At 75.3% G+C, this 23,742-nt stretch carries 18 protein-coding genes; 11 read left to right on the top strand and 7 right to left on the bottom strand.

From position 1 onward, the window contains the following. Window positions 1-28 precede the first annotated feature (28 nt). Window positions 29-1,201 (top strand): D-alanine--D-alanine ligase family protein, encoded by a 1,173-nt coding sequence (locus AIF0345_RS09985; protein ID WP_285296073.1) that lies wholly within the window; start codon window positions 29-31, stop codon window positions 1,199-1,201. Beyond that, window positions 1,188-2,300 carry a thiamine-phosphate kinase gene (locus AIF0345_RS09980; protein WP_043558387.1) on the top strand — a complete coding sequence of 371 codons (1,113 nt, stop codon included), beginning with the start codon at window positions 1,188-1,190 and terminating at the stop codon, window positions 2,298-2,300. Before AIF0345_RS09985 ends, AIF0345_RS09980 begins: the two co-directional genes overlap by 14 nt. A 49-nt stretch (window positions 2,301-2,349) precedes the next feature. On the opposite strand, the gene rpmB is transcribed toward AIF0345_RS09980, so the two are convergent. Next, window positions 2,350-2,541, bottom strand: a complete 192-nt coding sequence (rpmB, locus tag AIF0345_RS09975) for a 50S ribosomal protein L28 (protein WP_043558383.1) — start codon at window positions 2,539-2,541, stop codon at window positions 2,350-2,352. Between the two features lie 301 nt (window positions 2,542-2,842). Between rpmB and AIF0345_RS09970 the strand changes: the two genes are divergently transcribed. Together AIF0345_RS09970 and AIF0345_RS09965 are read left to right on the top strand one after the other, a co-directional pair. Then, on the top strand, window positions 2,843-4,684 hold the full coding sequence (locus AIF0345_RS09970; protein ID WP_285297925.1) for a DAK2 domain-containing protein: 1,842 nt from the start codon (window positions 2,843-2,845) through the stop codon (window positions 4,682-4,684). An 8-nt stretch (window positions 4,685-4,692) separates the two neighbouring features. Next, the gene (locus AIF0345_RS09965; RefSeq protein ID WP_285296072.1) at window positions 4,693-7,011 is read left to right on the top strand and encodes an ATP-dependent DNA helicase RecG; all 2,319 of its coding nucleotides are present in this window, start codon (window positions 4,693-4,695) and stop codon (window positions 7,009-7,011) included. Window positions 7,012-7,021: 10 nt separating this feature from the next. Here the strand turns inward: AIF0345_RS09965 and rsmD are convergent, their stop codons facing one another. Further along, window positions 7,022-7,597 (bottom strand): 16S rRNA (guanine(966)-N(2))-methyltransferase RsmD, encoded by a 576-nt coding sequence (gene rsmD / locus AIF0345_RS09960; RefSeq protein ID WP_084682275.1) that lies wholly within the window; start codon window positions 7,595-7,597, stop codon window positions 7,022-7,024. Window positions 7,598-7,696: 99 nt separating this feature from the next. Between rsmD and coaD the strand changes: the two genes are divergently transcribed. From coaD to AIF0345_RS09930, 6 genes are all read left to right on the top strand, one after another. Further along, window positions 7,697-8,218 carry a pantetheine-phosphate adenylyltransferase gene (gene coaD / locus AIF0345_RS09955; RefSeq protein ID WP_285296071.1) on the top strand — a complete coding sequence of 174 codons (522 nt, stop codon included), beginning with the start codon at window positions 7,697-7,699 and terminating at the stop codon, window positions 8,216-8,218. After that, a complete protein-coding gene (locus AIF0345_RS09950; protein ID WP_043558380.1) occupies window positions 8,215-8,766 on the top strand; it encodes an ATP synthase subunit B family protein in 552 nt (183 codons plus the stop codon). Before coaD ends, AIF0345_RS09950 begins: the two co-directional genes overlap by 4 nt. A 183-nt stretch (window positions 8,767-8,949) precedes the next feature. Beyond that, a complete protein-coding gene (locus tag AIF0345_RS09945; protein WP_043558377.1) occupies window positions 8,950-9,534 on the top strand; it encodes a YceD family protein in 585 nt (194 codons plus the stop codon). Continuing rightward, entirely contained in the window at window positions 9,534-10,379 is an 846-nt protein-coding gene (gene rnc, locus AIF0345_RS09940) for a ribonuclease III (protein ID WP_052374451.1), read from the top strand. Before AIF0345_RS09945 ends, rnc begins: the two co-directional genes overlap by 1 nt. A gap of 6 nt (window positions 10,380-10,385) precedes the next feature. Then, window positions 10,386-11,414 (top strand): bifunctional DNA-formamidopyrimidine glycosylase/DNA-(apurinic or apyrimidinic site) lyase, encoded by a 1,029-nt coding sequence (gene mutM, locus AIF0345_RS09935; protein ID WP_285296070.1) that lies wholly within the window; start codon window positions 10,386-10,388, stop codon window positions 11,412-11,414. A 105-nt stretch (window positions 11,415-11,519) separates the two neighbouring features. Beyond that, window positions 11,520-12,173, top strand: coding sequence for a response regulator (locus tag AIF0345_RS09930; protein ID WP_043558371.1), 654 nt, complete (start codon window positions 11,520-11,522; stop codon window positions 12,171-12,173). 40 nt (window positions 12,174-12,213) lie between these two features. On the opposite strand, the gene AIF0345_RS09925 is transcribed toward AIF0345_RS09930, so the two are convergent. The 5 genes from AIF0345_RS09925 to AIF0345_RS09905 form a co-directional block, all read right to left on the bottom strand. Continuing rightward, the gene (locus tag AIF0345_RS09925; RefSeq protein WP_404975922.1) at window positions 12,214-14,169 is read right to left on the bottom strand and encodes a GAF domain-containing sensor histidine kinase; all 1,956 of its coding nucleotides are present in this window, start codon (window positions 14,167-14,169) and stop codon (window positions 12,214-12,216) included. Between the two features lies 1 nt (window position 14,170). Then, complete coding sequence (cydC, locus tag AIF0345_RS09920; RefSeq protein WP_285296069.1) at window positions 14,171-15,952, bottom strand: thiol reductant ABC exporter subunit CydC; 1,782 nt, start codon at window positions 15,950-15,952, stop codon at window positions 14,171-14,173. Then, on the bottom strand, window positions 15,949-17,706 hold the full coding sequence (gene cydD, locus AIF0345_RS09915) for a thiol reductant ABC exporter subunit CydD (protein ID WP_285296068.1): 1,758 nt from the start codon (window positions 17,704-17,706) through the stop codon (window positions 15,949-15,951). Before cydD ends, cydC begins: the two co-directional genes overlap by 4 nt. 215 nt (window positions 17,707-17,921) lie before the next feature. After that, a complete protein-coding gene (gene cydB / locus AIF0345_RS09910; RefSeq protein ID WP_285296067.1) occupies window positions 17,922-19,058 on the bottom strand; it encodes a cytochrome d ubiquinol oxidase subunit II in 1,137 nt (378 codons plus the stop codon). A 22-nt stretch (window positions 19,059-19,080) separates the two neighbouring features. Then, window positions 19,081-20,577 carry a cytochrome ubiquinol oxidase subunit I gene (locus AIF0345_RS09905; protein ID WP_268918498.1) on the bottom strand — a complete coding sequence of 499 codons (1,497 nt, stop codon included), beginning with the start codon at window positions 20,575-20,577 and terminating at the stop codon, window positions 19,081-19,083. Window positions 20,578-21,024: 447 nt separating this feature from the next. On the opposite strand from AIF0345_RS09905, the gene AIF0345_RS09900 reads away from it, so the two are divergent. After that, a complete protein-coding gene (locus AIF0345_RS09900) occupies window positions 21,025-23,655 on the top strand; it encodes an Rne/Rng family ribonuclease (protein ID WP_285296066.1) in 2,631 nt (876 codons plus the stop codon). Window positions 23,656-23,742 lie beyond the last annotated feature (87 nt).

Below are 23,742 nucleotides of genomic sequence, written 5' to 3'. Positions count from 1 at the left end.
TGAGGTCGGGCGCGGTAGCGTGGGACCCATGGCAGATGACTTGCAGGAGCCCGCTTCCTCCCCCGCATCCCGCCCCACTGGCCGCAAGCCGCGTGTCGCCGTCGTCTTCGGAGGGCGCAGCGGCGAGCACACCATCTCGTGCGCCACCGCCGCCGGGGTGCTGTCGGCCATCGACCGCGACCGCTACGAGGTCCTGCCCATCGGCATCACGCCGAGCGGCCAGTGGGTGCTCGTCGACGACGACCCCGCCGCCCTGGCCCTGGACGACTCCCGCCCGCCGGTGGAGATCACCGCCGAGGGGCTGGGGCGCGGCGAGCTCGCCGTACGGCCCGGGAGCGGGGCGCTGACCGCCCTGACGCCCGCCGGGCCGAGCGCCCTGGGCGGCGTCGACGTCGTCCTGCCCCTGCTGCACGGCCCCTACGGGGAGGACGGCACCATCCAGGGGATGCTGGAGATGCTGGGCGTCCGCTACGCGGGATGCGGCGTGCTGGCCAGCGCCGCGGGCATGGACAAGCAGGTGACCAAGGTGCTGCTGAGCGCCGCCGGGATCGCCACCGCCCCGCACGTGGTCGTCGAGCCCCACCGGTGGAACCGGGACCGCGTCGCCGTCCTGCGGGCCTGCGAGGCGCTGGACTACCCGCTGTTCGTCAAGCCGGCGCGGGCCGGGTCCTCGCTGGGCATCACCAGGGTCGAGCGGCGGGCGGACCTGCCCGCCGCCATCGAGGCCGCCCGCGAGGTGGATCCCAAGGTGCTCGTGGAGACCGGGATCGTCGGGCGCGAGATCGAGGTCGCGGTCCTGGGCGGCCGCGGCGACGACGCCCCGCGCGTGGCCGAGCCCGGCGAGATCGTCATGGACGCCGCCCACGGGGCAGGCGAGTTCTACGACTACCAGACCAAGTACCTGGCCCACGACGCCGTCCAGATGGTCTGCCCCGCCCGCCTGACCCCCGCCGAGCGCGAGCTGGTCATGACCGCCGCCGCCGGGGCCTTCCTGGCCATCGGGGCTGAGGGCCTGACCCGGGTCGACTTCTTCGTCACCGACGACGGGCGCGCCATCGTCAACGAGGTCAACACCATGCCCGGCTTCACCCCCTTCTCCATGTACCCCTACATGTGGAGGGTCTCCGGCATGGACTACCCGGCGCTCGTCGGCGAGCTCATTGAGCTGGCCCTGGAGCGGCCGGCCGATGTCAACCGCTGAGGGCGCCGCCCCGCTCGCCGTCGCGGACCTGACGGAGGACGGGCTCCTGGCCGCCCTCACGCCCCTGCTGCCGCGCGGGCGACGCGAGCTGGTCGGCGCCGGCGACGACTGCGCCGTCCTGGCGGCCCCGGACGCCCGCTACTGCGTGAGCACGGACCTGCTGGTCGAGGGCCGTCACTTCTCCACCGGCTGGTCGGGCCCGCAGGAGATCGGGGCGCGCGCCGCGGCCCAGAACCTCGCCGACGTCGCGGCGATGGGGGCCCGCCCGGTTGCGCTGGTCGTCGGCCTCGTCCTGCCGCCGGCGACGCCGCTGGCCTGGGTCCAGGACCTGGCGCGCGGAATGGCGCGGGTCTGCGAGCGGGCCGGGGCCGGCATCGTCGGCGGCGACCTGAGCGCGGGGGAGAGCCTCGTGGTCGCCGTCACCGTCCACGGCGACCTGGGGGGCCGCGCGCCCGTCCTGCGCTCGGGCGCCCGCCCGGGCGACCTGCTCGTCCACGTCGGGACGCTCGGCCGCAGCGCCGCCGGGCTCGCCCTGCTCTCCGCCGGCATTGACGACCCCGACCGGGCCGGCACGCGCTCGGGCGCCCCGCCCTGGAGCGGCCTCGCGGAGGGGACGCGCGCTGCGGCGCGCCGGGCGCTGTCCGTCTTCCGCGTCCCCGCCCCGCCGCTGGCGGCCGGCCCCGCCCTGGCCGGTGCCGGCGCGACCGCGATGATGGACGTCTCCGACGGCCTGCTGCGCGACGCCGGGCGCGTGGCCGCGGCCTCCCGGGTGCGGATCGACGTCGGGGACCCTGCGGGCGCCCGTGACGGCGCCGGTGAGGATCTGGCCGCCCTGGAGCCCGTGGCGCGCCTGCTGGAGGACTCGCCCGCCGGCGCCCGCGCGCTGGCGCGCCGGTGGGTGCTGACCGGGGGAGAGGACCACGGCCTGCTGGCCGCCGTCCCGGCCGGGGCCGGGCTCCCGGCGGGCGGCCGCGTCATCGGGCGGGTGCTCGAGCCGGGAGACGGCCCGCGCGTCACGCTCGACGGCAGGGCGCCCGACGTCGGGGCCGGGTGGGACCACTTCCGCGGCCGGGGCGCGGTCGACGGCGCCGCCGACTGACCCGGTCCCGGACCGATCCCGAGCCGGAGCACGGCCGATCTCGGCGGCCTCAGATGTTGCGCGTCACCCTGCCGGCCTTGAGGCAGGAGGTGCACACGTTGAGGCGCTTGGGGGCGCCCTTCACGAGCGCGCGCACGCGCTGGATGTTCGGGTTCCACCGGCGGTTGGTCCGCACGTGGGAGTGCGAGACGCTCTTGCCGAAGATGGGCCCCTTGCCGCAGACGTCGCACACAGCAGCCACGGTCTCACTCCTGAATCTTCTTGCTTGAACGCCGGGCGAGGGCCCGGTGCTGGATCGACCGCCCGAGAGCTCGCGCTCGGGCAACCAGGAAACCTTATCGGACGGCGGGCGCGCGTCCCAAGCGGGCAGTGCGTGGGGTGAGGCACACGCCCCGCCCTCTCGCGGTGCATCCGGCGCGCTCCCAGGACGCGCGCAGTGGCGCGGACCGGTAGCCTGGGAGCATAACAGGGTCAGCGTGCCGCCCGGTCGGGCGGTCGGATCGCCCACCAGCAGCCAAGGAGAGCGCGGCGTGACACGGCAGATGAGCAGCCAGTCGCCCAAGCCGCTCCCCGCGCACGCTCTGACCGCCCCCGCACTGCGGGACTGGCTGCACCTGGCCCGCAGAACGGGGGAGGTCACGCGCGGGCTCGTCGACTCCTTCAACGTCTTCCCGGTCCCGGACTCCGACACCGGCACCAACGTCCTGCTCACCGTGCGCGCCGCCTGCGACGCCATGCGCCTCCTGCCGGCCGGCGCCGATCTCGTCCAGGTCTCCCGGGCGGCGGCCGACGGCGCGGTGCGCGGCGCGCGCGGGAACTCCGGTCTCCTGATCTCCCAGGCCCTGGCCGCGCTCGCCGACGTCTGCGCTGAGGCACCCGACCCCGCGGCCCTGCGGCCGGTCGAGGTCGTCCGCGTCTACGAGCGCATCGCTGACACCACCTGGGCCGCCGTGTCGCGCCCGGTGACGGGCACCCTGCTGACGGTTGCCCAGGACGCCGCCGCGGCCGCGCGTGCCGCCCTGGAGGAGTCCCGCCCCGCCTCGCCCGCGAGCGTCCTGGCGATCTGCGCGGCCGCCGCCTTCGGCGCCCAGGAGAGCGTCGTGGAGACCGCCGGGCTCGGTCACGGCCCCGTCGATGCCGGGGGCGCGGCCCTCATGCTCATGCTCACCTGCCTGTCGGACACGGTCGCGGCCGGGGGACGGGCCACGGTGGGCGACGGGACGGGGGATGTCCCGACGCCCTGCACCGAGGTCGCCCACCAGATGCTCGTCGACCTCCTCACCGGCGCCGCGCACGGGGTCGCCGGTCCGGGCGGCGCCGTGCAGGCGGCCTCGACCGGAGAGTTCGAGGTCATGTACCTGTTCGAGGCGACCACCGCCCAGGCGTGCGCCCTGCGCCGCGACCTCGAACGCGTCGGGGACTCCGTGGGCGTCGTCGGCACCCCCGACGCCCTGGGTGTGGGCCTGTACCAGGTCCACGTCCACACCGACACCCCCCGTGCGGCGCTGCCGCGCGCCGGCCGGGCGCGTCAGGTGTGCGTCCACCACCTCCACCCCACGGCCCTGGCGGTGGCCACCGGCTGGGAGGCCGATGAGCCTCCCCTGCCCGGCGGCCAGATCGAGGACTCCCACGTCGTGTCCTTCGAGCGCCTGGCGGCCCGTCGGGCGCGGAACCGGGCCGCCCAGCGCGACCGCTCCATGCGCCAGCACCCTTCGCGGCTCGGCTCCCCCACGCCGGCCGGCGAGCGCACGGGCGTCATCACCTGCACCCGCGCCCCGGGGCTCATTGAGCAGCTCGCCCGCACCGGCGCCGTCGTCGTCCTGGACCCCGAGCGCGACGGAATCGTCCGCGCGGCCGTCGACCTCGGCCGGGACCGGGCGGTTGTGCTGCCCTGCGACGCCGAGTGCGCCGCCCACGCCCACGAGGCGGCGCGCTTCCTGGCGGCCCGATCGGCCGCCTCCCATGTGCGCGGCGCCGTCGAGGACGCCTTGGAGCCCGGCGACGGCGTTCGCCTCCTCGTGTGCGACACGGATGACGAGGCCCGCGTCCTGGCGGCGGCCGTCGCCGTCGCCGGGCGTGACGAGGACCTCACCGCCCTGGCCATGAGGGCCGGCCGCGCCGCCGTCGAGCTGCGCACCCTGGCGCTCAGCGGCCCGGACGCCGAGGCCGATGCGGTCACAGCCGCCCTGAACGCCGCGCTGCGTCCCGACGACGAGCTGGCCACCGTGATCCTCGGCCGCGACGCCATGCCCGACGCCGGCGCCCTGGCGGCCGAGGCCGTCGCCCGCTACGGCGAGCGGGCCCTGGGGGACCCCGACGCCATCGAGGTCGTCATCCACGCCGGCGGCCAGGCGCGCCCCGACGTCCTGCTGGCCCTGGAGTAGGGGCGCGCATGACCACCTCACCCACGCCCGCCCGCGCGGCGGTGCCCCTGCTGGACCGCCCCCTGGACGGGCTGGTGGGCAGGCGGACCGCGGACCAGCTCGCCAAGCAGGGGGCCCGGACGGCCGGGGACCTGCTGCGGCTCCTGCCGCGCCGCTACGACACCTGGGGCGAGCTGACCGATCTGCGCACCCTGACCGACGGCGAGCAGGCGACCGTCCAGGTCCAGGTCGTGCGCTCCTCGGTCCGCCGCACCCGCAGCGCCCGCCCCCCCGCCATGATGGAGGCCACCGTCACCGACGGGACCACCGCCATGCCCGTCGTCATGTTCGGCACCATCGGCCTGATGAAGCAGCGCGCGAACCAGCTCTCGCCGGGCACCACGGCGCTGATGACGGGCAGGGTGGGGCGCCGCCGGGGGCGCCTGCAGCTGGCGAATCCGCGCTACCAGGTCCTCGACGACCTCAGCGAGGCCGAGCGCGAGGCGATCCTGGCCCGCCCCCTGCCCATCTACCCGGCGACCGAGGCCCTGCCGACCTGGCAGGTGGCCAAGGCCGTGAGCACGGTCCTGGACCAGGTCGGCGCCGCCGACGTCCCCGACCCGCTGCCCGCGGATGTGCGCCGGGCCCACCGCCTCATCGACGCCTTCACCGCCTACCGGTGGGTCCACGAGCCCCAGGACGACGAGCAGTGGCGGGTCGCGCGACGGCGGCTGCGCCACGAGGAGGCGCTCGTCCTCCAGACCGCCCTGGCCCAGCGGCGCGCCCGCCACCGGGCCACGCGCACCGCCGTGGCCTGGCCGGCCCCCGGACCCGACTCCCTGCGCGCCGACCTGGACGCCACCCTGCCTTACGAGCTCACCGCCGGGCAGGCGCGCGTGGGGGAGGACCTCGCCCGCGCCCTGGAGTCGACCGTGCCCATGCAGGTCCTCCTGCAGGGCGACGTGGGCAGCGGCAAGACCGTCGTCGCCCTGCGCGCCATGACCCAGGTCGTCGGCGCCGGCGGGCAGGCCGCCCTGCTGGCCCCCACCGAGGTCCTGGCGGCCCAGCACCAGACCAGTCTCGAGGCGCTCCTGGGGCCTCTGGGACGGGCGGGCGAGCTCGGCGGCGCGCAGCGCGCCACCCGCGTCCTGCTGCTGACCGGATCCACCCCGGCCCCGCGGCGCCGCGAGATCCTCGCCGCCCTGGCCTCCGGCGAGCCCGCCATCGTCGTGGGCACGCACGCCCTGCTGTCCGAGACCGTCCAGATCCCCTTCCTGGGGCTGGTGGTGGTCGACGAGCAGCACCGCTTCGGGGTCGCCCAGCGCGACGCCCTGCGCGGGCGCCGCGGCGTGACCGACCCCGCCACAGGGGCCGAGCGCACCCCGCACCTGCTGGTCATGACAGCCACCCCCATTCCGCGCACGATCGCCATGACAATCTTCGGCGACCTCGACACGGCGGTCCTCGACGGGCTCCCGGCCGGCCGGCGCCCCGTGGCCACCCACCTGGTGCCCTGGGAGCGGCGGCTGTGGGTAGAGAGGATCTGGAGGCGGGCGGCCCGCGAGGTCGCCGCCGGGGGGCGGGTCTACGTCGTCTGCCCGCGCATCGACGCCGACGAGCAGGCCGGGGCGGCCGAGCAGGCGCACGACGACCCGGACCGCCCCGAGGGCTTCGACGACGGTCTTCTGGAGGGCCCCGGCTCCCGGGAGCCGGGCCGTGGGGCGTCGGCGCGCCCGCCGGCCGCGGTCGCCCAGTGGGCGCAGCGCCTGGCCGACGAGCCCGCGCTCGCGGGGATCGGCATCGGCACGCTGACCGGGCGGATGACCAGCGCCGAGAAGGGCGCCGCCATGGGGGCCTTCGCGAGCGGCGCGGCCCCGGTGCTCGTGGCCACCACCGTCATCGAGGTCGGGGTGGACGTGCCCGAGGCGACCATGATGGTCATCCTCGACGCCGACCGCTTCGGGCTCTCCCAGCTCCACCAGCTGCGCGGGCGCGTGGGCCGTGGGGGCCGGCCGTCGGTGTGCGTGGCGACCACCGGGGTCGAGATCGGCTCGGCCGCCTACCACCGGCTCAAGGCCTTCGGCGACATCACCGACGGCTTCGCCCTGGCCGAGGCAGACCTGGCGCTGCGCAGCGAGGGCAACGTGCTGGGGGCGGCCCAGTCCGGGCGGCGCTCCGACCTCGACCTGCTGCGGGTGACGCGGGACAGGAAGGTGATCGAGGATGCCCGCGGCGAGGCCGAGGCGATCGTCGACGCCGATCCCCGGCTGAGCAGGCACCGCGTCCTGGCGGCCGCCATCGCCGACCGCCTGGACGAGGAGTCCCAGGCCTTCCTGGAGCGGTCCTGATGAATGCGCCTCAGCCGCCCCGGGCGGCAGCGGGCTCGGCGAACCACAGGGCGGTCTCCCCGTAGCGCCTGTGCGCGAAGCGCTCCAGGCCGGTGGGCCAGGCGGGCTCGGGAGAGCGGGTCGAGCGCTCCACCACCACGACGGCGCCGGGCGCCAGCCACGGATCGCCACCGCGGGCCAGGGGGGCGAGCATGGCCGCCAGCCCCTCCCGGCCCAGCCCGTAGGGCGGGTCGACGAGCACCAGATCCATCGGCGCCCCGGCCGCACCCGCCAGAAAGGCCGCCGCCGTGGCCGTCGCCACGCGCACGCCCGCCAGCCCCAGGGAGCGGGCATTGCGCCGGCAGACCGTCGTGGCGCTCCGCGAGGAGTCCACCAGGGTCACCTCCCCGGCGCCCCGGCTCGCCGCCTCCAGCCCCAGCGCCCCCGAGCCCGCGCACAGGTCCAGCACGCTGGCGCCCTCGACGAGCCCGTAGTGCTCCAGGCGGGAGAACAGGGCCTCCCGCACCCGCTCGGAGGTCGGGCGGGTGCCCGCGCCGGGCACCTCGATCCTGCGTCCGCCGGCCGTCCCGGCCACGATCCTGGTCACGTCCGGAGCCTACGGCAGGGCGGCGGCAGTACGTGGATCGGTGCCGTCGCCCGCGGCGCGCGTCCACCGCTGAGCCGGGCGTGCCGTTAGCCTCGGGGCATGTCACTGGCCGTCTATCCCGGAACCTTCGACCCCATCACCCTGGGGCACGTCGATGTCGTACGCCGCGCCCTGACCGTGTTCGACCGGATCGTCCTGGGAGTCGCCCAGAACGCCGCCAAGGCCTCCGGCCACCTGCTCGGTCCCGACACCCGCGTGGCGCTGGCCCGGCGGGCCCTTGCGGGCCTGCCCGGGGCGGAGGTCGACGTCGTGCCCGGGCTCCTGGCCGACTACTGCCGCGACCGCGGGGCCGACGCCATCGTCAAGGGGCTGCGCAATGGCACCGACCTGGACGCCGAGGCGCCCATGGCCCTGCTCAACCGCGATCTCGGCGCGCCCGAGACCGTTTTCCTCGCCGCCGCCCCCGCGTACGCCCACGTCTCGTCGTCTCTGGTCAAGGACGTGGCGCGTCATGGCGGCGATGTCTCCCGCCTGGTGCCCGACGGCGTCCCGGAAGCGCTTCGGGACGCCCTGCTGGTGCCGCAGTCCCTGAAATGCCTGACCGGAAGGAGCCACTCGTGACCACTAGCCCCGACGCCGGAGACGACCTGCTGCGCATTCTCGACGAGCTCGATCAGCTCATCACCGGTGCGCGCTCCGTCCCCATGAGCGGCTCCGCCATTGTCAACCGCGAGGACGCCCTCACGCTGATCGAGCGCGCCCGCCACGCCGTCCCCACCGCCGTGCGCCGCGCCGAGGAGATCGTCGCTGACGCGGACGAGGTCCTGGCCCAGGGGCAGGAGGAGTCCGAGCGGATCGTGCTGCGCGCCCAGGAGGAGGCCGAGCGCCTGGTTGCGGGCGAGAGCGTGGTGCGCATGGCCCACGAGCGCGCCGACGAGATCATCGCCGTCGCCGAGGACCGGGCCGCCGACCTGCGCCACGGCGCCGATGTCTACTCGGACCGCTCGCTGGCGGCCCTGGAGGACGAGCTCGTCAAGATCACCGAGCAGGTGCGCGCAGGACGCGACGTCCTGGCCGCCCGGCTCGGCGAGCTCGACGACGCCGAGCAGGAGGAGGCGCCGGGCGGTCGCCGTCGGCCCGGCTGGCCGCTGATCCCCGGCGGCCTGTGAGGGGCCGGCCCGAGCCGTGCAGAAGGCGTGCGGCGCCGTCGCGCCGGAAGATCACGATTCAAAGTGTGACCCGCGGCCGCGGGACGACGCAGGATCGTGCCGCCGGCGCCCGAGTACTCTGAGCCCCTGCGGGCCCGGGAGTCGCCCCGACCCGTCCACGTACCGGACAACCGGAGGAGCACCATGACCACCACGGCCGCCCTGGTCGTCGACATCGTCGATCTGCCGCGCCAGATCGGGTCCGTCAAGGACGTCCGTGTCGAGACGGCCGCGCCCGCGGACCTGGGCACCGACATCATCGGCGTGCCCGAGGGCAGCCCCATCGTCCTGGACGCGCAGCTGACCAGCATGGAGGACGGCGTGCTCGCCCGCGGTCGCGCCGGCGTCCACATCCACGGCAGGTGCGTGCGCTGCCTGCGGGACCTCGACGAGGACCGCGCCATCGTCTTCGACGAGCTCTACTACCTGCCCCCGGCCGCCCAGGCCCAGGCGGCCGAGGGCGACGAGGAGGCCGCCGACCTGTTCCTGGTCGGCGAGACCGACCTCGACCTGGAGCCGGCGCTGCGCGACGCCCTCGCGCTCGCCCTGCCCTTCCAGCCTCTGTGCCGGCAGGACTGCGCGGGCCTGTGTCCCCAGTGCGGGGAGAGGCTCGACGACCTGCCCCCCGACCACCATCACCACGACCAGCCCGATCCGCGCTGGTCGGCGCTGGCGGCGCTCCTGCCCGATCAGGGCGAGCCCGGCACGAGCGAGAGGGGGCGGGCCTGATGGCCCGTTCATCCCGCAGGGGCGGCAGGAGCTCCCGCCGCGTCGCCTCCCCGGCTCGCGCTGATGTCGAGGCCCTCGTCTACCGGTGGGGCTCGAGGATCGATCCGGACCTGCTCGACCTGTCGCTGACCCACCGCTCCTTCGCCCACGAGCACGGCGGGCTGCCCACCAACGAGCGCCTGGAGTTCCTGGGCGACTCCGTGCTGGGCATCGTGGTGACCGAGTACCTCTACCGCGCCCACCCGGACGTCCCCGAGGGCCAGCTCGCCAAGATGCGCGCCGCGACGGTCTCGGAGCCCGCGCTGGCGGCCGTGGCCCGGGACCTGGGCCTGGGGGAGTTCATCAAGCTGGGCAAGGGGGAGGCCCTGTCCGGCGGCCGCGACAAGGACTCGATCCTGGCCGACACGGTCGAGGCGCTCATCGGCGCCAGCTACCTCACTCAGGGCCTGGAGCCCACCCGCGCCGTGATCGAGCGCCTCGTGTCCCGCTTCCTCCGCCAGGCCCGCACGCGCGGCGCGGGCCTGGACTGGAAGACCAGCCTCCAGGAGCTGGCCGCGGCCCACGGCCTGGGCAATCCGCACTACGAGGTCGAGGGCGTGGGGCCCGACCACGAGCGCGTCTTCACCGCGCAGGCCATTATCGACGGCGAGGTGCTGGGCGAGGGCACCGGCACCTCCAAGAAGCTCGCCGAGCACGAGGCCGCGGAGGCCGCCTACGCCTCGATCCTGGCCAGCCGCGGCGACGGCGGGCTGGACCTGCCCGGCGTCAACGACGCCCTGCGCGCCGACATGGCGGAGATGGCTCTCCCGGCGACGACACGGGCCGAGACGGCCGGCGGGGACTGAGCGGGTGTGCCCGAGCTTCCGGAGGTCGAGTCCGTGCGCGCCGGGCTCGCCCGCCACCTGACCGGCCGCACGATCGGCGACGTCGAGGTCCTCGACGCGCGCTCCGTGCGCCGGCAGGACGGCGGCCCCGAGGCCTTCGCGAGCCTGCTCACCGGGAGGACGGTGACCGCGGCCGTGCGCCGGGGCAAGTTCCTGTGGCTGGCGCTGGACGACGGCCGCGCGCTGTCCGCCCACCTCGGCATGAGCGGCCAGGTCCTCGTGCGCGGCACCGCCGCGGGGCGGCCTCCCGGCACCGGTCCCGCCCGCCGCCCGGGCGCAGCGGACACCCGCGGCGGCCGGCGCGCCGACCTGACGGCGCTGCGCGCCCCGAGCCTCGTGCGCGGGCTGTCCGCCCGGCCGCGCCACCTGCGCGTGCGCCTGCGCCTGGCGCCCGTCGACGGTGACGTCCCCGGCGGCGCCGCCGTCGACCTGGTCGACCAGCGCATGTTCGGCGGCCTGCGCGTGACCGATCTGGTGCCGACGCCCGACGGGGCGCCGGGCGGGGCGGGCAGCCCGGACGCCCTCCTGCCCGCCGACGCCGCCCACATCGCCCGCGACCTGCTCGACCCCGCGCTCGACCGGAGCGGTGTCGTGGCCCGGGTGCGCTCCTCGGGCCGCGCCGTCAAGACCATTCTGCTGGACCAGCGGGTCGTGTCGGGCATCGGCAACATCTACGCCGACGAGGGCCTGTGGGCCGCCCGCCTCCACGGCCTGCGGCCCGGCAGCCGGTTGGGCCCGCGCGTGGCCGCGCGCCTGCTGGAGCGGACCGCGGCCGTCATGGAGCGGGCGCTGGCCGCCGGGGGCACGAGCTTCGACGCCCTGTACGTCGACGCCGACGGCGCCGCCGGCTTCTTCGCCCGCGAGCTCGCGGCCTACGGGCGCGCCGGGCTGCCCTGCAGGCGGTGCGGGGCGGCCATGCGCGTGGAGAGCGTCGGCGGGCGCAGCCACACGTCCTGCCCGAGGTGCCAGACGCGCCCGCGGCGCCGACGCCGCTGAGGCCGCTGAGGCCGCCGCGGCCCGGCGGCCCATGGGCCCGGCGGATTTTCCCAGGACGAGGCCGTGTTTGTGACGTAGGTCCCCGGCGCTGATAGGCTCGTTCCCATGCCGAGAGCCGTTGCCGCCGAGACCGTCCGCGTCATGATCGTGGACGATCACGAGATCGTCCGTCGTGGGATCGCCGAGATCATAGACCGTGCCGACGGCCTGGACGTCGTGGCCGAGGCGGGGTCCTGCGCCGAGGCCCTGCGCCGGGCCGAGCTCATGCGCCCCGACGTCGTGCTGGTCGACCTGCAGCTTCCCGACGGCACCGGCATCGAGCTCATGCGCGAGCTGCGCGACTCCGTCCCCGACGCCCTGCCCATCGTCCTGACCTCCTTCGACGACGACGAGGCCCTGGCCGAGGCCCTCGACGCGGGAGCCCGCGCCTACCTGCTCAAGACCGTCCACGGCGCCGAGATCAGCGACGTCGTGCGGGCCGTGGCCTCGGGGCGCGTGCTGCTCGACGAGCGCACGGTCACGCGCCGCCGCGCCGACCACGACGACCCGACGGCGGACCTGACCAACGCCGAGCGCAAGGTCCTCGACCTCATCGGCGACGGCCTGTCCAACCGCGAGATCGGCGAGAGGCTCGGCGTGGCGGAGAAGACCGTGAAGAACCACATCACCTCCCTGCTGGCCAAGATGGGCCTGCAGCGCCGCACCCAGGTGGCCGCCTGGGTCGCCGGCCAGCGAGCCTCGGGCTGGCGCCGCGGCTGACCGCGCTCCGGCGCCGCGGGCCCGCCGCCGGGTGACCGGCTCAGCCGGCCCCCGGCTCCAGCGGCACCCGCCAGGTGAAGCAGGTGCCGCGGCGCTCGCCGTCGGAGCGGGCCCGCGGCCCGATGGCGAAGACGCCGCCGTGGCGGCGGGCGCGCTCGGCCATGTTCGCCGTGCCCGAGCGGCGCGTCACCGAGGGGTCCACCCCCACGCCGTCGTCGCGGCACACCACCTCGACCACCGGCACGCCGCTGAAGGGCTCGGCGTCCCCGGAGGCCGGCCCGCCCCCGGCCAGCAGGCTGGAGCCGCCGGGCAGGACGCCCTCGATCTTGACGTCCACCGTCACCGAGGACGCCCTGGCGTGCCGGGCCACGTTCGACAGGCCCTCGCGCACCACCGCCACCATGTCGTCGGCGACGTCCTCCTCGACGGCCGCGTCCACGGCGTCGATGAGCTCGTCCGCCTCCTCGCGGCCCGCCTGCGCCAGCCCGCGCCCGTCGACGGTGAGGATCAAGGAGGGGGCGAAGCCCAGCGAGGTGCGCGCCAGGGACGCCTCGCGCCGCAGCCGCTCGACGACGCCCGCCTCCTCGTCGCGGTCGCGCAGCGAGCGCACGATGGAGCGGATCTGACGCACCGAGTCGTCGACCGCCTCCAGCGAGGACTCCAGCGCCCCGCACACCGCCTCCAGGTCGGCGCAGCCGCCGGGGCCGTCGGAGTCCTTGGCGCGCAGGCGGTCGCGGGCCGCGGAGATCTGCATCCCGGTGGCGAAGAGCTGCTGGATGGCCAGGTCGTGCAGATCGCGTCCAATGCGCGCCCGCTCGTTGAGCAGGGCCGCCATCTCCTCGGCGTGCTGGGCGTCGGCCAGCTCGAAGGCCACGGTCGCCTGGCCCGCCACCAGCTCGGCGATCTCCAGGTCCCGCTCGGTGAAGGGGGCCGCACCCTGGGCGCGCAGCAGCAGCATGACCCCCACCCCGCGGCCGCGGTGGATCATGGGGGCGTACAGGGCCGGCCCGAAGGACGCCAGCTCGGGCACGAGCAGGTCGTGCGCACCCCACGCCTCGGCCAGCGAGCCCACCGTCAGCCCGGTCCGGTGGGCCAGCGTCGTCAGCGCCCTGCCGCCCGGCGGGAAGGCCGCCCCGATCAGGTCGGTGGAGTGAGCGCCGGCGGCGATCTCGCACACCCACGTCCGACCGACGCCGGGAAGGACCAGGGCGGCCGTGTCCGCGTGCGCGACCTCGCGGACACGGCGGGCGATCAGAGTCAGGGCGTCGTCCTCCTCGGCGCCCGACAGCAGCAGCGTCGTCAGCTCCTGGGACACGGCCATCCAGCGCTCGCGGTCCCGGGCCTCGCGGTACAGGCGGGCGTTCTCCACCGCGACGGCGGCGGCCTCGGCCAGCGTGAGGACGATGGCGGCGTCCCCGTCGTCGAATCCGCCGTCCTTGTCGCACAGGTACAGGCGTCCGTAGACCCGCCCGTGCACCCGCAGGGGCGCCGACAGGACCGAGCCCGTCGTCTCCCCCTCGATCTCGCCGGTGAAGGCGGAGGCGTGCGCCAGGTCGTTGTCGATGACGACGCCGTTGTCGGCGGGTCCGGCTCCGTGGGCGCCCGCCAGCATCGAGTCGAGCTCGCCGGGCGAGGCCGTCGCCCGCGCCGTGGCCAGGGCCGGGGCGTCCGCGGCGCCGAGCACGCCGATGGTGCCCCAGGCCGCGCCCGTGATCGAGCAGGCGGAGTCCACCAGGCGCCGCAGCGCGTCGGGCATGTTGAGGGATCCGGTCAGCCGCAGGGCCGCGCGGAAGAGCTCGACGGCGCCGTCGTCCAGCGCGACCCCGCGGGCCGGGCGTCCGCGCGTGGAGGCCAGCCGATCGGTGTGGATCGCGTGGGCCAGGGAGCCGATGCCGGCGGGGTCCTCCGGGCTCGGGCCGCTGGGCAGCGCCAGGACCAGGTCGTCGTCCGGCATGCCGGGGAAGACGGCCGGTCCGGGCGTAGTCGGTTCGCTCATGTCAGTCGCGCTCCTGCTCAAGGGACCAGCGGTAGGACTCGTCGCGCGCGGTCAGCCGGGCGTGCGTGCCGCGGCGCGCGACGGTGGCCGGGCGGCCCGGCCCGGGGGCGCCCAGGACCAGGACCTCGTCGGCGCCCTCCAGGGCGCTCAGGCGGTGGGTGACCAGCAGGACGCCGCGCACTCCCTCGCCGGCGCCCAGCAGGTCGGCCACGAGCCGGTCGGCCGCGGCCGCGTCCAGGTGCTCGCCGGGCTCGTCGAGCAGCATGAGCGGCGCCGGGGCGGCCAGCGCGCGGGCCAGCAGCAGGCGGCGGCGCTCGCCCCCGGACAGGGTCGTGGCGTTGGGGCTGATCATGGTGTCCAGCCCCTCGGGCAGGCCCGCCAGCCAGTCTCCCAGGCCCGCCTCTCGCAGCAGGGCGCGGGCCCTCTCCGCGGTCAGGGAGCCGTCGGCCACCCGCAGGTTCTCCAGGACGGTGGTGCCGAAGACGTGGGCGTCCTCCGCGGTCAGGCTGATCCGGCTCGCCGCGTCCGCCCGCCTCGCCGGCCACAGCGCGGCCCCGTCCAGGCTGAGCTCGCCGTCCCTGGGCTCCAGCAGTCCGGCCAGGGTCAGCAGGAGGGTCGTCTTGCCGATTCCCGACGGCCCGACGACGGCCAGGTGGTCGCCGGGCGCCAGGTCGAGGTCGATGCCCTCGGCCACGACCGGGCCGCCCGGCCAGCCGACGGCCAGGCCCCGGGCCCGCAGGCGGGGGCCGCCGTCGCCGACGGCCGGCAGCGGCGCAGGGGAGGGCGCCTCGATGCGCGGCGCCTCGGCCCGGTCGATGAGGGCGACGACGCGCCTGGCCGCCCCGGCGGAGACGACCAGCTGGACGCTGGCGGGCCCCAGCGCAGAGGTGAGCTCGAAGGCGGCCAGCGGCACCAGGACGACGACCGGGAGCCACACCGGGGCGAGACCGCCGCCGGCCACCGCCGGGACGCCGATCAGGAGGGCGCCCACGACCGCCAGGCCCAGGGCGGCCGTGTCGACGGCGGCCGCCAGGGCCGCAGGGCGGGCGCCGCGGTCGCGGGTCGAGGCCAGGCGCGCCTCCAGGGCGGCGAGCTCGTCCATGAGGCGGGGCAGGCGTCCGGACACGCTCAGCTCGTCGCCGCCCTCCAGCGCGGTCAGGACGGTCGCCGACAGGTCGGTGGCCTGCTCCTGGCGGGCCAGCTCGGCGGTACGGGCCGCCCGGATCGTCACCAGGGGGCCGACGACCCCCGCCAGCAGCAGGCACGCCGCCAGGACGAGCCCGGCTGCGGGGTGGATGAGGACCAGCCCGATGGACGTGACGGCGCCGACGCTCGCCGCCACCGCCATGGGCAGGTAGCCGCGCACGACCAGGTCGCCCACGGCGTCGACGTCGGCGCCCACGCGGGCGAGCACGTCGCCGCGGCGCAGCCCCGCCACGGTGTCGGTCCGCGAGGCCGCCAGGATCTCGTACAGGTGCGTGCGCAGGGCGCTCATGCCGCGCAGCGCCGTGCCGTGGGACAGGAGCCGCTCGCAGTAGCGCAGCACCGAGCGGGAGATGCCGAACAGGCGCACCGCCACGGGCGCCACGCCCAGGGCCACGACGTCGGGCACCTGGGAGGCGCGGGCGATCATCCACGCCGCGACGGCGGACAGCCCGATCGCGCTGCCCAGGCCCAGCGCGCCGGCGGCCACGGAGGCCGCGAAGCGGACCGGGTCGAGGTCGAGCAGCCCGACGGCGCGCCGCAGCGCCCTGCGCTCCGGCGGGGACAGGAGGACGCTCATCGGGCCGCCCTCTTTCCGGCGCCGGAGGGCTGCGCGGCGGCCGCCCCCGGGGGGGCCTGCGGGTCGTCGGCGGACGCTGGCTGCGAGAAGACCTCGATCACGTCGTCGGCCCTGGCCAGCAGCGCCGCCCGGTGCGCGATCACCACGACGGTGCGCCCCTGGGAGCGCAGCATCTCGACGCCGTCCAGGACGTGCGCCTCACTGGCCGCGTCCAGGTGCGCGGTCGGCTCGTCCAGGACGACGAGCGGGGCGTCCGACATGAGCGCCCGGGTCAGGCTCAGGCGCTGGCGCTGCCCCACCGACAGCCCGACGCCGCCCTGCCCGACCCGCGTGCGCCAGCCGCGGGGGAGGGCGGCGACGACCTCGTCCAGGCCCGTGGCGCGGGCGGCGGCCCCCAGGCGGGGAAGGCGCTCCTCGAGCCGGGCGCCGTCGAGCCCGGCCGCCCGGTCGGGGCCTATCACGTTGGCCAGCACCGTGCCCGGCACGATGACCGGCCGCTGGGGGACCCAGGCGATCTGCGCCCACCATGTGGCCGGATCGATCCGGGACAGGTCGGCGGCGTCGCCGGCGGGGCCGACCACGCGCACGGCGCCGCGGTCGGCGGGCAGCAGGGACAGCAGCACCTGGCAGGTCGTGGTCTTTCCGGCGCCCGAGGGGCCGGCGAGCGCCACCAGGCGCCCGGGCCGGATTCTCGCGGTCAGTCCGGCCGGGGCCCAGGAGCCGCGCGCCGCGACGCCGAGGTCCTCGATCTCGATGACGGCGGAGGACAGGTCGGGCGCCGGGAGCGCGCCTCGCTCGGGCGGGGGCGCATCGAGGACCTCGAAGACGGCGCCGGCGGCGGCGAGCCCGTTGGCCGAGGCGTGGAAGTGGAACCCGACCTGCCGCAGCGGCTGGTAGACCTCGGGGGCGATCATGATGACCAGGAGGGCGGTCGCCAGGTCCATGTGGCCGAACAGCAGCCGGAAGCCCACCTGCACGGCCACGATCGCGACCGACAGCGTCGTGATGAACTCCAGGACCGCCCCGGACAGGAAGGCGACCCTGAGGGTGTGCATGGTGGCCGTGTTGTAGGCCCGGCCCAGCGCCCGCACGCGCCTGGCCGGGCCGGCCTCGCGTCCCAGGGCCTTCAGGGTGGGGAGCCCGGCGAGCAGGTCGAGCACCTGGCCCCCCAGGCGCTCCATGGCCTCCAGGCGCTCCTCGGAGTGGTGCTGGGTGAGCCGTCCGATGAGGATCATGAAGGCGGGGATGAGCGGGATGGTGCACGCCACGGCGATGGCCGAGGGCGGGTCCTCCACGAGCATGACCAGGCCGGTCAGGGGCGTGACCGTCGCGGCGAGGAGGAGCTGGGGGAGATAGCGCGTGAAGTACGGCTCGAGGTCGTTCAGGCCCCGGGTGAGCAGGGTGGCGGTCTCGGGGCCGTGCTCGGCCGCCCAGCGCGGGCCCAGCGCCGCGACGTGCTCCAGGACCCGGCGGCGCAGCTCGATGATCGTGCGCGTGGCGGCGCGGTGGGCGAGGGCCTCCTGGGCGTAGGTGATGACCGTGCGCGCCGCCATGACGAGAGCCAGCGCCCCGACCAGGGGCGCCACCGTGCCCGGGGCGGCGCGGGAGGCCACGACGGGGGACACGGACCTGGAGATGAGGACGGCCTGCACGACGACGAGCAGCGCGGTCGTCCCGCCGGCCAGGGCGGTGACGACGATATAGCGCCGGGCGGCGTGCGCGTAGCGCATGAGCCGGGGGTCCAGAGGCTTCACCGCTCCAGGATAGTCGTCCTGGGACTGTGGTCCTGACTCTGTGCGGTCCCTGTTGGCCTGTTGCCCTGTTGGCCTGCCGGCCCGTCGACTCGTTGGCCTGCCACGGCACCGGGCGGGCAGGCCGTCGGGGTCGCGAGGACGGTGCCCCGCGACCCCGACGTGCCGGCGCGTCCGGGCTGGGCCGATGGCCGGCTGTGTCAGCGGTGTCAGCGGTGTCAGTAGCCGATGGCGGCCTCCGGCTGGGCGGAGTCGCGCACCCTGGTCGGGTGCAGGCCTCCCTCGTGGGGGTCGATCGCCTCGGCGCGAATGCGCCTGGAGAAGACCTTGTACCCCCAGATCGTGTAGAAGAGCACGACCGGGACGAAGACGACGGCGGCCACGGTCATAATGAGGAGCGTCGTGTCCGCGCTCGCGGCCTGGGCGATCGTCAGGGAGTAGGCCGCGTCGACCGAGGAGCGCATGACGTCGGGGGCCATGGCCGCGAAGATGAAGACGACGGCGAAGGCGATGCCGGCGAAGTGCAGGGCGAAGGCCCTGCCCTCGCTGCCCCGGCGGGTCAGGGCCAGGGAGCCTATGAGCGCCAGCGCGGCCAGGACGAGCGGGATCCAGGACAGCGCGTTGGGGGAGTGGGCGAGCTGGGCCCACAGCGCCCACACGGCGGTGACGGCGGTGGAGGCGGGGGCGGACCGCCTGGCGAGGGCCAGGGCCCGCTCGGAGAGCTCCCCGGCGGTCTTGAGGGAGACGAAGAGCGCCCCGTGGGTGAGGAACAGCAGGCAGGTGACCGCCCCGCCCAGCAGCGTGAAGGGGGTCAGCAGGCTGAGGAACCCGCCGGTGATCTGGTGGGAGGCGCCGTGGACCAGGGCGTCGGGGGAGACCTGGCCCGCGGGCACGGGAGCGTCCGAGGCGGTGTCGATCACCTCGATCCTCATGCCCTGGACGAGGTTGGCGAAGGCGGCGCCCCACAGGATCGAGGGGATCCAGGCGCTGACCGTGTGCGCCCAGTCCCAGCGGTCCCGCCAGACCTGGTCGTTGATCTTCTCGCGCCACTCGATGGCGCAGATGCGTACGATGAGGCACAGGAGGATGAGGAGCAGGACGAGGTAGGCGCCCGAGAACAGGGTGCCGTACCACTCCGGGAAGGCGGCGAAGGTGGCGCCGCCGGCGGTCAGCAGCCAGACCTCGTTGCCGTCCCAGTGGGGACCGATGGTGCCGAGCATGGCCCGGCGCTCCCTCTCGTCGCGCCCGAGGATCCTCAGCAGCATGCCGACGCCGAAGTCGAATCCCTCCAGGGTCAGGTAGCCGATCCACAGGACGGCGATGAGGACGAACCAGAGAATGGACAGAGGTGTCATGGGTGTGCTTCCTTCTTCCGGCTCAGTACTCGAAGGACAGGACGGGGACCGGGGCCCTGCGGGAGGCGGCCCTGCCGACCAGCTCGACGGACTCCTCGGTCTGGGTGCGCACGCCCTCGCGCACGTAGCGGCGCACCAGCACGAACCAGATGACGCCGAGGGCGGCGTACAGGAGCGTGAACAGGACCATGGAGGCGAGCACCGTCGGGGAGGAGACGACGGTGGACACGCCGTCGCTGGTGAGCATGTAGACCTGGGCGACGGGGTCGGCCAGGTTGGGGGCGACCACCCACGGCTGGCGGCCGATCTCGGTGAAGATCCAGCCGAAGGTGGAGGCGAGGAAGGGCAGCGGCAGGGTCCACAGGGCGATCCTGCCCAGCCGCGGGCTGGTGATGAGGCGGTCCTTGCGGATGAGCCACAGCCCGACGGCGCCGATGAGGAGGGACAGCACGCCGAGCCCGATCATGAGGCGGAAGGACCAGAAGGTCGTGGCGACGTCGGGGGTGTAGTCCACGCCGGCGCCGTAGCGCTGCTCGTACATGGCCTGCGCGTCGTCCAGGCCCATGACCCTGGCGTTCGGGTCATTGGTCGCCATGAAGGAGTAGACGTTGGGCACGGAGGCGATGCGGGTGACGCCGCTGTCGCAGTCGCCGAAGGCGGCCACGGTGAAGCCGGCGCCGGACTCGGTGGAGCACAGGGCCTCGGCGGCGGCCATCTTGGCGGGCTGCTCCTCGGCGACGAGCTGTCCCTGGACGTGCCCGCTGCCGGCGGTGAGCAGGCCCGCGACGACGACGGCGACGGCGCCGAAGCGGGTCAGGCGGCGCCACAGCTCACGGGCCTCGTAGTCCTGTCCGGCACGGGCGGCCTTGACCATCCACCACACGGACACGCCGAAGACGATCGTCCCGGCGACGAGGAAGGACGTGGCGATGACATGGAGGATCGTGGTCCACAGGATGGGGTTGCCCAGGACCTGGAAGAAGCCGCCGACGCCGTCGAGCTCGGCGCGGCCGGTCTCAGGGTTGACGACCGCGCCGACCGGGTGCTGCATCCAGGAGTTGGCGGCCAGGATGAAGAAGGCGGACACGTTCGTGCCCAGGGCGACCATCCACATGCACAGGTTGTGCAGCCTGGGGGACAGGCGGTCCCAGCCGAAGATCCACAGGCCGAGGAAGGTCGACTCCATGAAGAAGGCGAGAAGCGCCTCGAACGCCAGCGGCGCGCCGAAGATGTTGCCGACGTAGCGGGAGTACTCCGACCAGTTCATGCCGAACTGGAACTCCTGGACGATGCCGGTGGCCACGCCCAGGGCGAAGTTGATCAGCAGGATCTTGCCGAAGAACTTCGTGGCGACGCGCCACTGCTCGTTGCCGGTGCGCAGGTAGTTGGTCTCCATGAGCGCCACGAGCGGGGACAGGCCGATCGTGAGCGGGACCAGGATGAAGTGGTAGACGGTCGTGATGCCGAACTGCCATCGAGCCAGGTCGAGGGAGTCCAGCGCCATCGGTGCGTGAACCATCAGCGCCACCTTTCGGGACGGTTGATGAGAGTGATAAGTGAATATTCCGCAGTCGTCGCGGAGTTATAGGCGCAGTGTAGGGCAAGCGGTGACGACTTGTCACGAAAGCGTCGGGTGCGCGGGCGTCCCCGGCACCGCGGATGCCAGAACCCCGGCGTGAGATAGGCCCCGGGCGGCCCGTCCGCTGCTGCGGCGCCCGGTGTGGAATACTGTCGTCGGCTCCGGGTGCCACGTACCGGCACCCGGTTTCCGAACCTCGGTTGAGACCGCCCCGGAGAAGTGCGCCGCACAATGCGCCGCCGCACTCCCGGATCGTGCGACTCCCTCCGCAGGCCGGCGCCGCCAGGCGAGAACACAGGCTTTTCGGCTCCCTCGTTGGGAGCGTGACTTGCGTCCCGGCACCGTGGGTACGGCGGGGGCCGGAATGCCCGGAGAGTGCACACCACCGTGTCCACATCGAACCCATCATCTGATCCCCACCGCGATTCCCAGGCGTCCGGAGCGCCCGCCGACGAGACGACCGGCGGAGCCCCGGCCCGTCGTCGCCGCAGGGCGACCGCCGCCGCCACCACTCCCACGCGGGTCCCCGCCGCGGAGCAGCCGGTCCTGGCCGCGCCCGACGGCTCCCGTGGCGACGGCGGTGACGAAGACCCCTCGCGGGCCGTCCGGCCCGAGGACGGCGGCGCCGGGGCGACGGAGCCCGCCCAGGAGGACGTCGTCGAGGACGCCCGGGCCGACGAGGCCGCTGATGTCGATGCCGACGGCGCGCGGGCGGACGACGCTGAGGGCGCCGCAGATGCCGGGGCCGATGAGGCGCCGCGGGACGGTGCCGCGCAGGCCGGCGGGCCCGGTGCGCAGGCGCCCTACCTCCCCGCCGCGTCCCTGCTCTTCCAGGCCCCCGACCCGGCGCGCGCCCGTCGTCGTCGCAGGGCGACCGCCGCCGCCACCGCGCCCGCGCAGGCGCCCGCCGCCGAGCAGCCGGCGGCCGCCCGCGGGCAGGGGCCCGACTCGGGCGCGCAGGCCGACGACGGCGCCGCGGCCCCCTCGAGGGGCACCGGGAGGCGCCGCCGCAGGGCCACCGCCGCCCAGGCGGCGCCCGAGCACGTCGAGACGCCCGCCGGCGACTCGGAGGAGGCTCCCGAGCCCGACTCCCGGGAGGGCGCCGACGACGGCTTCCGCTCCGATGAGCGCGACGGCGCGGGGCGGCGCAAGCGCCGGCGCGGAGGCCGCGGTCGCCGGTCGCGCTCCCGCACCGAGGCGCAGCAGGACGACCGGAGCGCCCCGGAGGCGGACTCGGCCGGCTCCCGGGCCTGCGGCGCAGAGGGCTCCGAGGAGGCTGCGGAGGCCGCGGAGGCCGCCGAGGAGGGGGCGCCCCCGGCCCGCCGTCGCCGCCGCCGGTCGCGCTCCCGCACCCGCTCCGACGCCGGTCGGGACCCGCGCGACGAGGTCACCGCCCTGAAGGGCTCCACCCGCCTGGAGGCCAAGCGCCAGCGGCGCCGCGAGGGCCGGGCGGCCGGGCGCCGCCGCCCCATCGTCACCGAGGCGGAGTTCCTGGCCCGCCGCGAGAGCGTGGACCGCCAGATGATCGTGCGCGAGCAGGACGGCCTCAACCAGATCGCCCTGCTCGAGGACGGTCTGCTCGTCGAGCACTACGTCGCCCGCCACACGCAGACCTCCATGGTCGGCAACGTCTACGTGGGCCGGGTCCAGAACGTGCTGCCCTCCATGGAGGCGGCCTTCGTGGACCTGGGCAAGGGCCGCAACGCCGTCCTGTACGCCGGCGAGGTCAACTGGGACGCCGCCGGCATGGAGGGCAGGCCGCGCCGCATCGAGGACGCCCTCTCCAGCGGCGACACGGTCCTGGTGCAGGTCACCAAGGACCCCATCGGGCACAAGGGCGCGCGCCTGACCAGCCAGATCACCCTGGCGGGCCGCTACCTCGTGCTCGTGCCCGGCGGCACCATGACCGGCATCTCCCGCAAGCTCCCCGACACCGAGCGCGCGCGCCTGAAGAAGATCCTCAAGCGCATCGTCCCCGACGACGCCGGCGTCATCGTGCGCACTGCCGCCGAGGGCGCCAGCGAGGAGCAGCTGGAGGCCGACGTCGAGCGGCTCCTCAAGCAGTGGAAGACCATCGACAAGAAGGCCTCCTCCGTCTTCAGGGGCTCTGCCAAGGCCCCCGTCCTGCTCAAGGGAGAGCCGGAGCTGGCCGTGCGCGTCGTGCGCGACGTCTTCAACGAGGACTTCCGGCGCCTGGTGGTGCAGGGGCCCGGCGCCTGGAAGACGATCAGCCGGTACGTGGGCGATCTGAGCCCCGACCTGGCCGACCGCCTCGAGCACTGGGTGGGCCCCGAGGACGTCTTCACCGCCCACCGGATCGACGAGCAGCTCGCCAAGGGCTTCGACCGCAAGGTCTGGCTGCCCAGCGGCGGCACGCTCATTATCGACCGCACCGAGGCCATGACGGTCATCGACGTCAACACCGGCCGCTTCACCGGCGGCGCCGGCGGAACCCTGGAGGAGACGGTCACGCGCAACAACCTCGAGGCGGCCGAGGAGATCGTCCGCCAGCTGCGGCTGCGCGACATCGGCGGCATGGTCGTCATCGACTTCGTGGACATGGTCCTGGAGTCCAACCGCGACCTCGTCCTGCGCCGCCTGGTCGAGTGCCTCGGGCGCGACCGCACCCGCCACCAGGTCACCGAGGTGACCTCCCTGGGCCTGGTGCAGATGACCCGCAAGCGCGTGGGGCAGGGGCTGGTCGAGGCCTTCTCCACCCCGTGCGAGTGCTGCGGCGGGCGCGGCTTCATCGTCCACGACAACCCCGTCGAGAACCAGGCGGCGGACACGTCGGCCTCCGGGCGCAAGGGCTCGGGGTCGGGCCGCCGCGGCCGCAGGAGCCGCGAGGGGTCCGCTTCTGCGCGCTCCGGCGATTCCGCGGAGGCGCAGGCCGAGGCGCCCGAGCACGATAACGCGGCGCGCGCCGCCGTGCGCGGGGCGCTGGCCCAGATCGCCGCCGCCGCGGAGCAGGCCCATGAGCAGGCCGGCGAGCACGCCGGCGCCGAGGAGGCCGGCTGAGGGCCCGCCGTGGCCTCCGACGGCTCTGCGCGGGACTCCGTGCCCAAGAACACAGACATGTGCGGTCGTCGCGAGTTGGTCGGGCAG

Origin of the sequence: Actinomyces israelii, assembly GCF_030253495.1 — a bacterium.
Taxonomy (GTDB): Bacteria; Actinomycetota; Actinomycetes; order Actinomycetales; family Actinomycetaceae; genus Actinomyces; species Actinomyces israelii.
Note: the sequence above shows the minus strand (reverse complement) of the source record. Positions and strands in the feature narration are given on the sequence as shown.

Excerpts from the sequence above, each read along its gene's own strand:
- AIF0345_RS09985 (WP_285296073.1), top strand. The coding sequence starts at position 29 with ATGGCAGATGACTTGCAGGAGCCCGCTTCCTCCCCCGCATCCCGCCCC.
- AIF0345_RS09980 (WP_043558387.1), top strand. The coding sequence starts at position 1,188 with ATGTCAACCGCTGAGGGCGCCGCCCCGCTCGCCGTCGCGGACCTGACG.
- AIF0345_RS09970 (WP_285297925.1), top strand. The coding sequence starts at position 2,843 with ATGAGCAGCCAGTCGCCCAAGCCGCTCCCCGCGCACGCTCTGACCGCC.
- AIF0345_RS09965 (WP_285296072.1), top strand. The coding sequence starts at position 4,693 with ATGACCACCTCACCCACGCCCGCCCGCGCGGCGGTGCCCCTGCTGGAC.
- coaD (WP_285296071.1), top strand. The coding sequence starts at position 7,697 with ATGTCACTGGCCGTCTATCCCGGAACCTTCGACCCCATCACCCTGGGG.
- AIF0345_RS09945 (WP_043558377.1), top strand. The coding sequence starts at position 8,950 with ATGACCACCACGGCCGCCCTGGTCGTCGACATCGTCGATCTGCCGCGC.
- rnc (WP_052374451.1), top strand. The coding sequence starts at position 9,534 with ATGGCCCGTTCATCCCGCAGGGGCGGCAGGAGCTCCCGCCGCGTCGCC.
- AIF0345_RS09930 (WP_043558371.1), top strand. The coding sequence starts at position 11,520 with ATGCCGAGAGCCGTTGCCGCCGAGACCGTCCGCGTCATGATCGTGGAC.
- AIF0345_RS09925 (WP_404975922.1), bottom strand. The coding sequence starts at position 14,169 with ATGAGCGAACCGACTACGCCCGGACCGGCCGTCTTCCCCGGCATGCCG.
- cydC (WP_285296069.1), bottom strand. The coding sequence starts at position 15,952 with ATGAGCGTCCTCCTGTCCCCGCCGGAGCGCAGGGCGCTGCGGCGCGCC.
- cydB (WP_285296067.1), bottom strand. The coding sequence starts at position 19,058 with ATGACACCTCTGTCCATTCTCTGGTTCGTCCTCATCGCCGTCCTGTGG.
- AIF0345_RS09905 (WP_268918498.1), bottom strand. The coding sequence starts at position 20,577 with ATGGTTCACGCACCGATGGCGCTGGACTCCCTCGACCTGGCTCGATGG.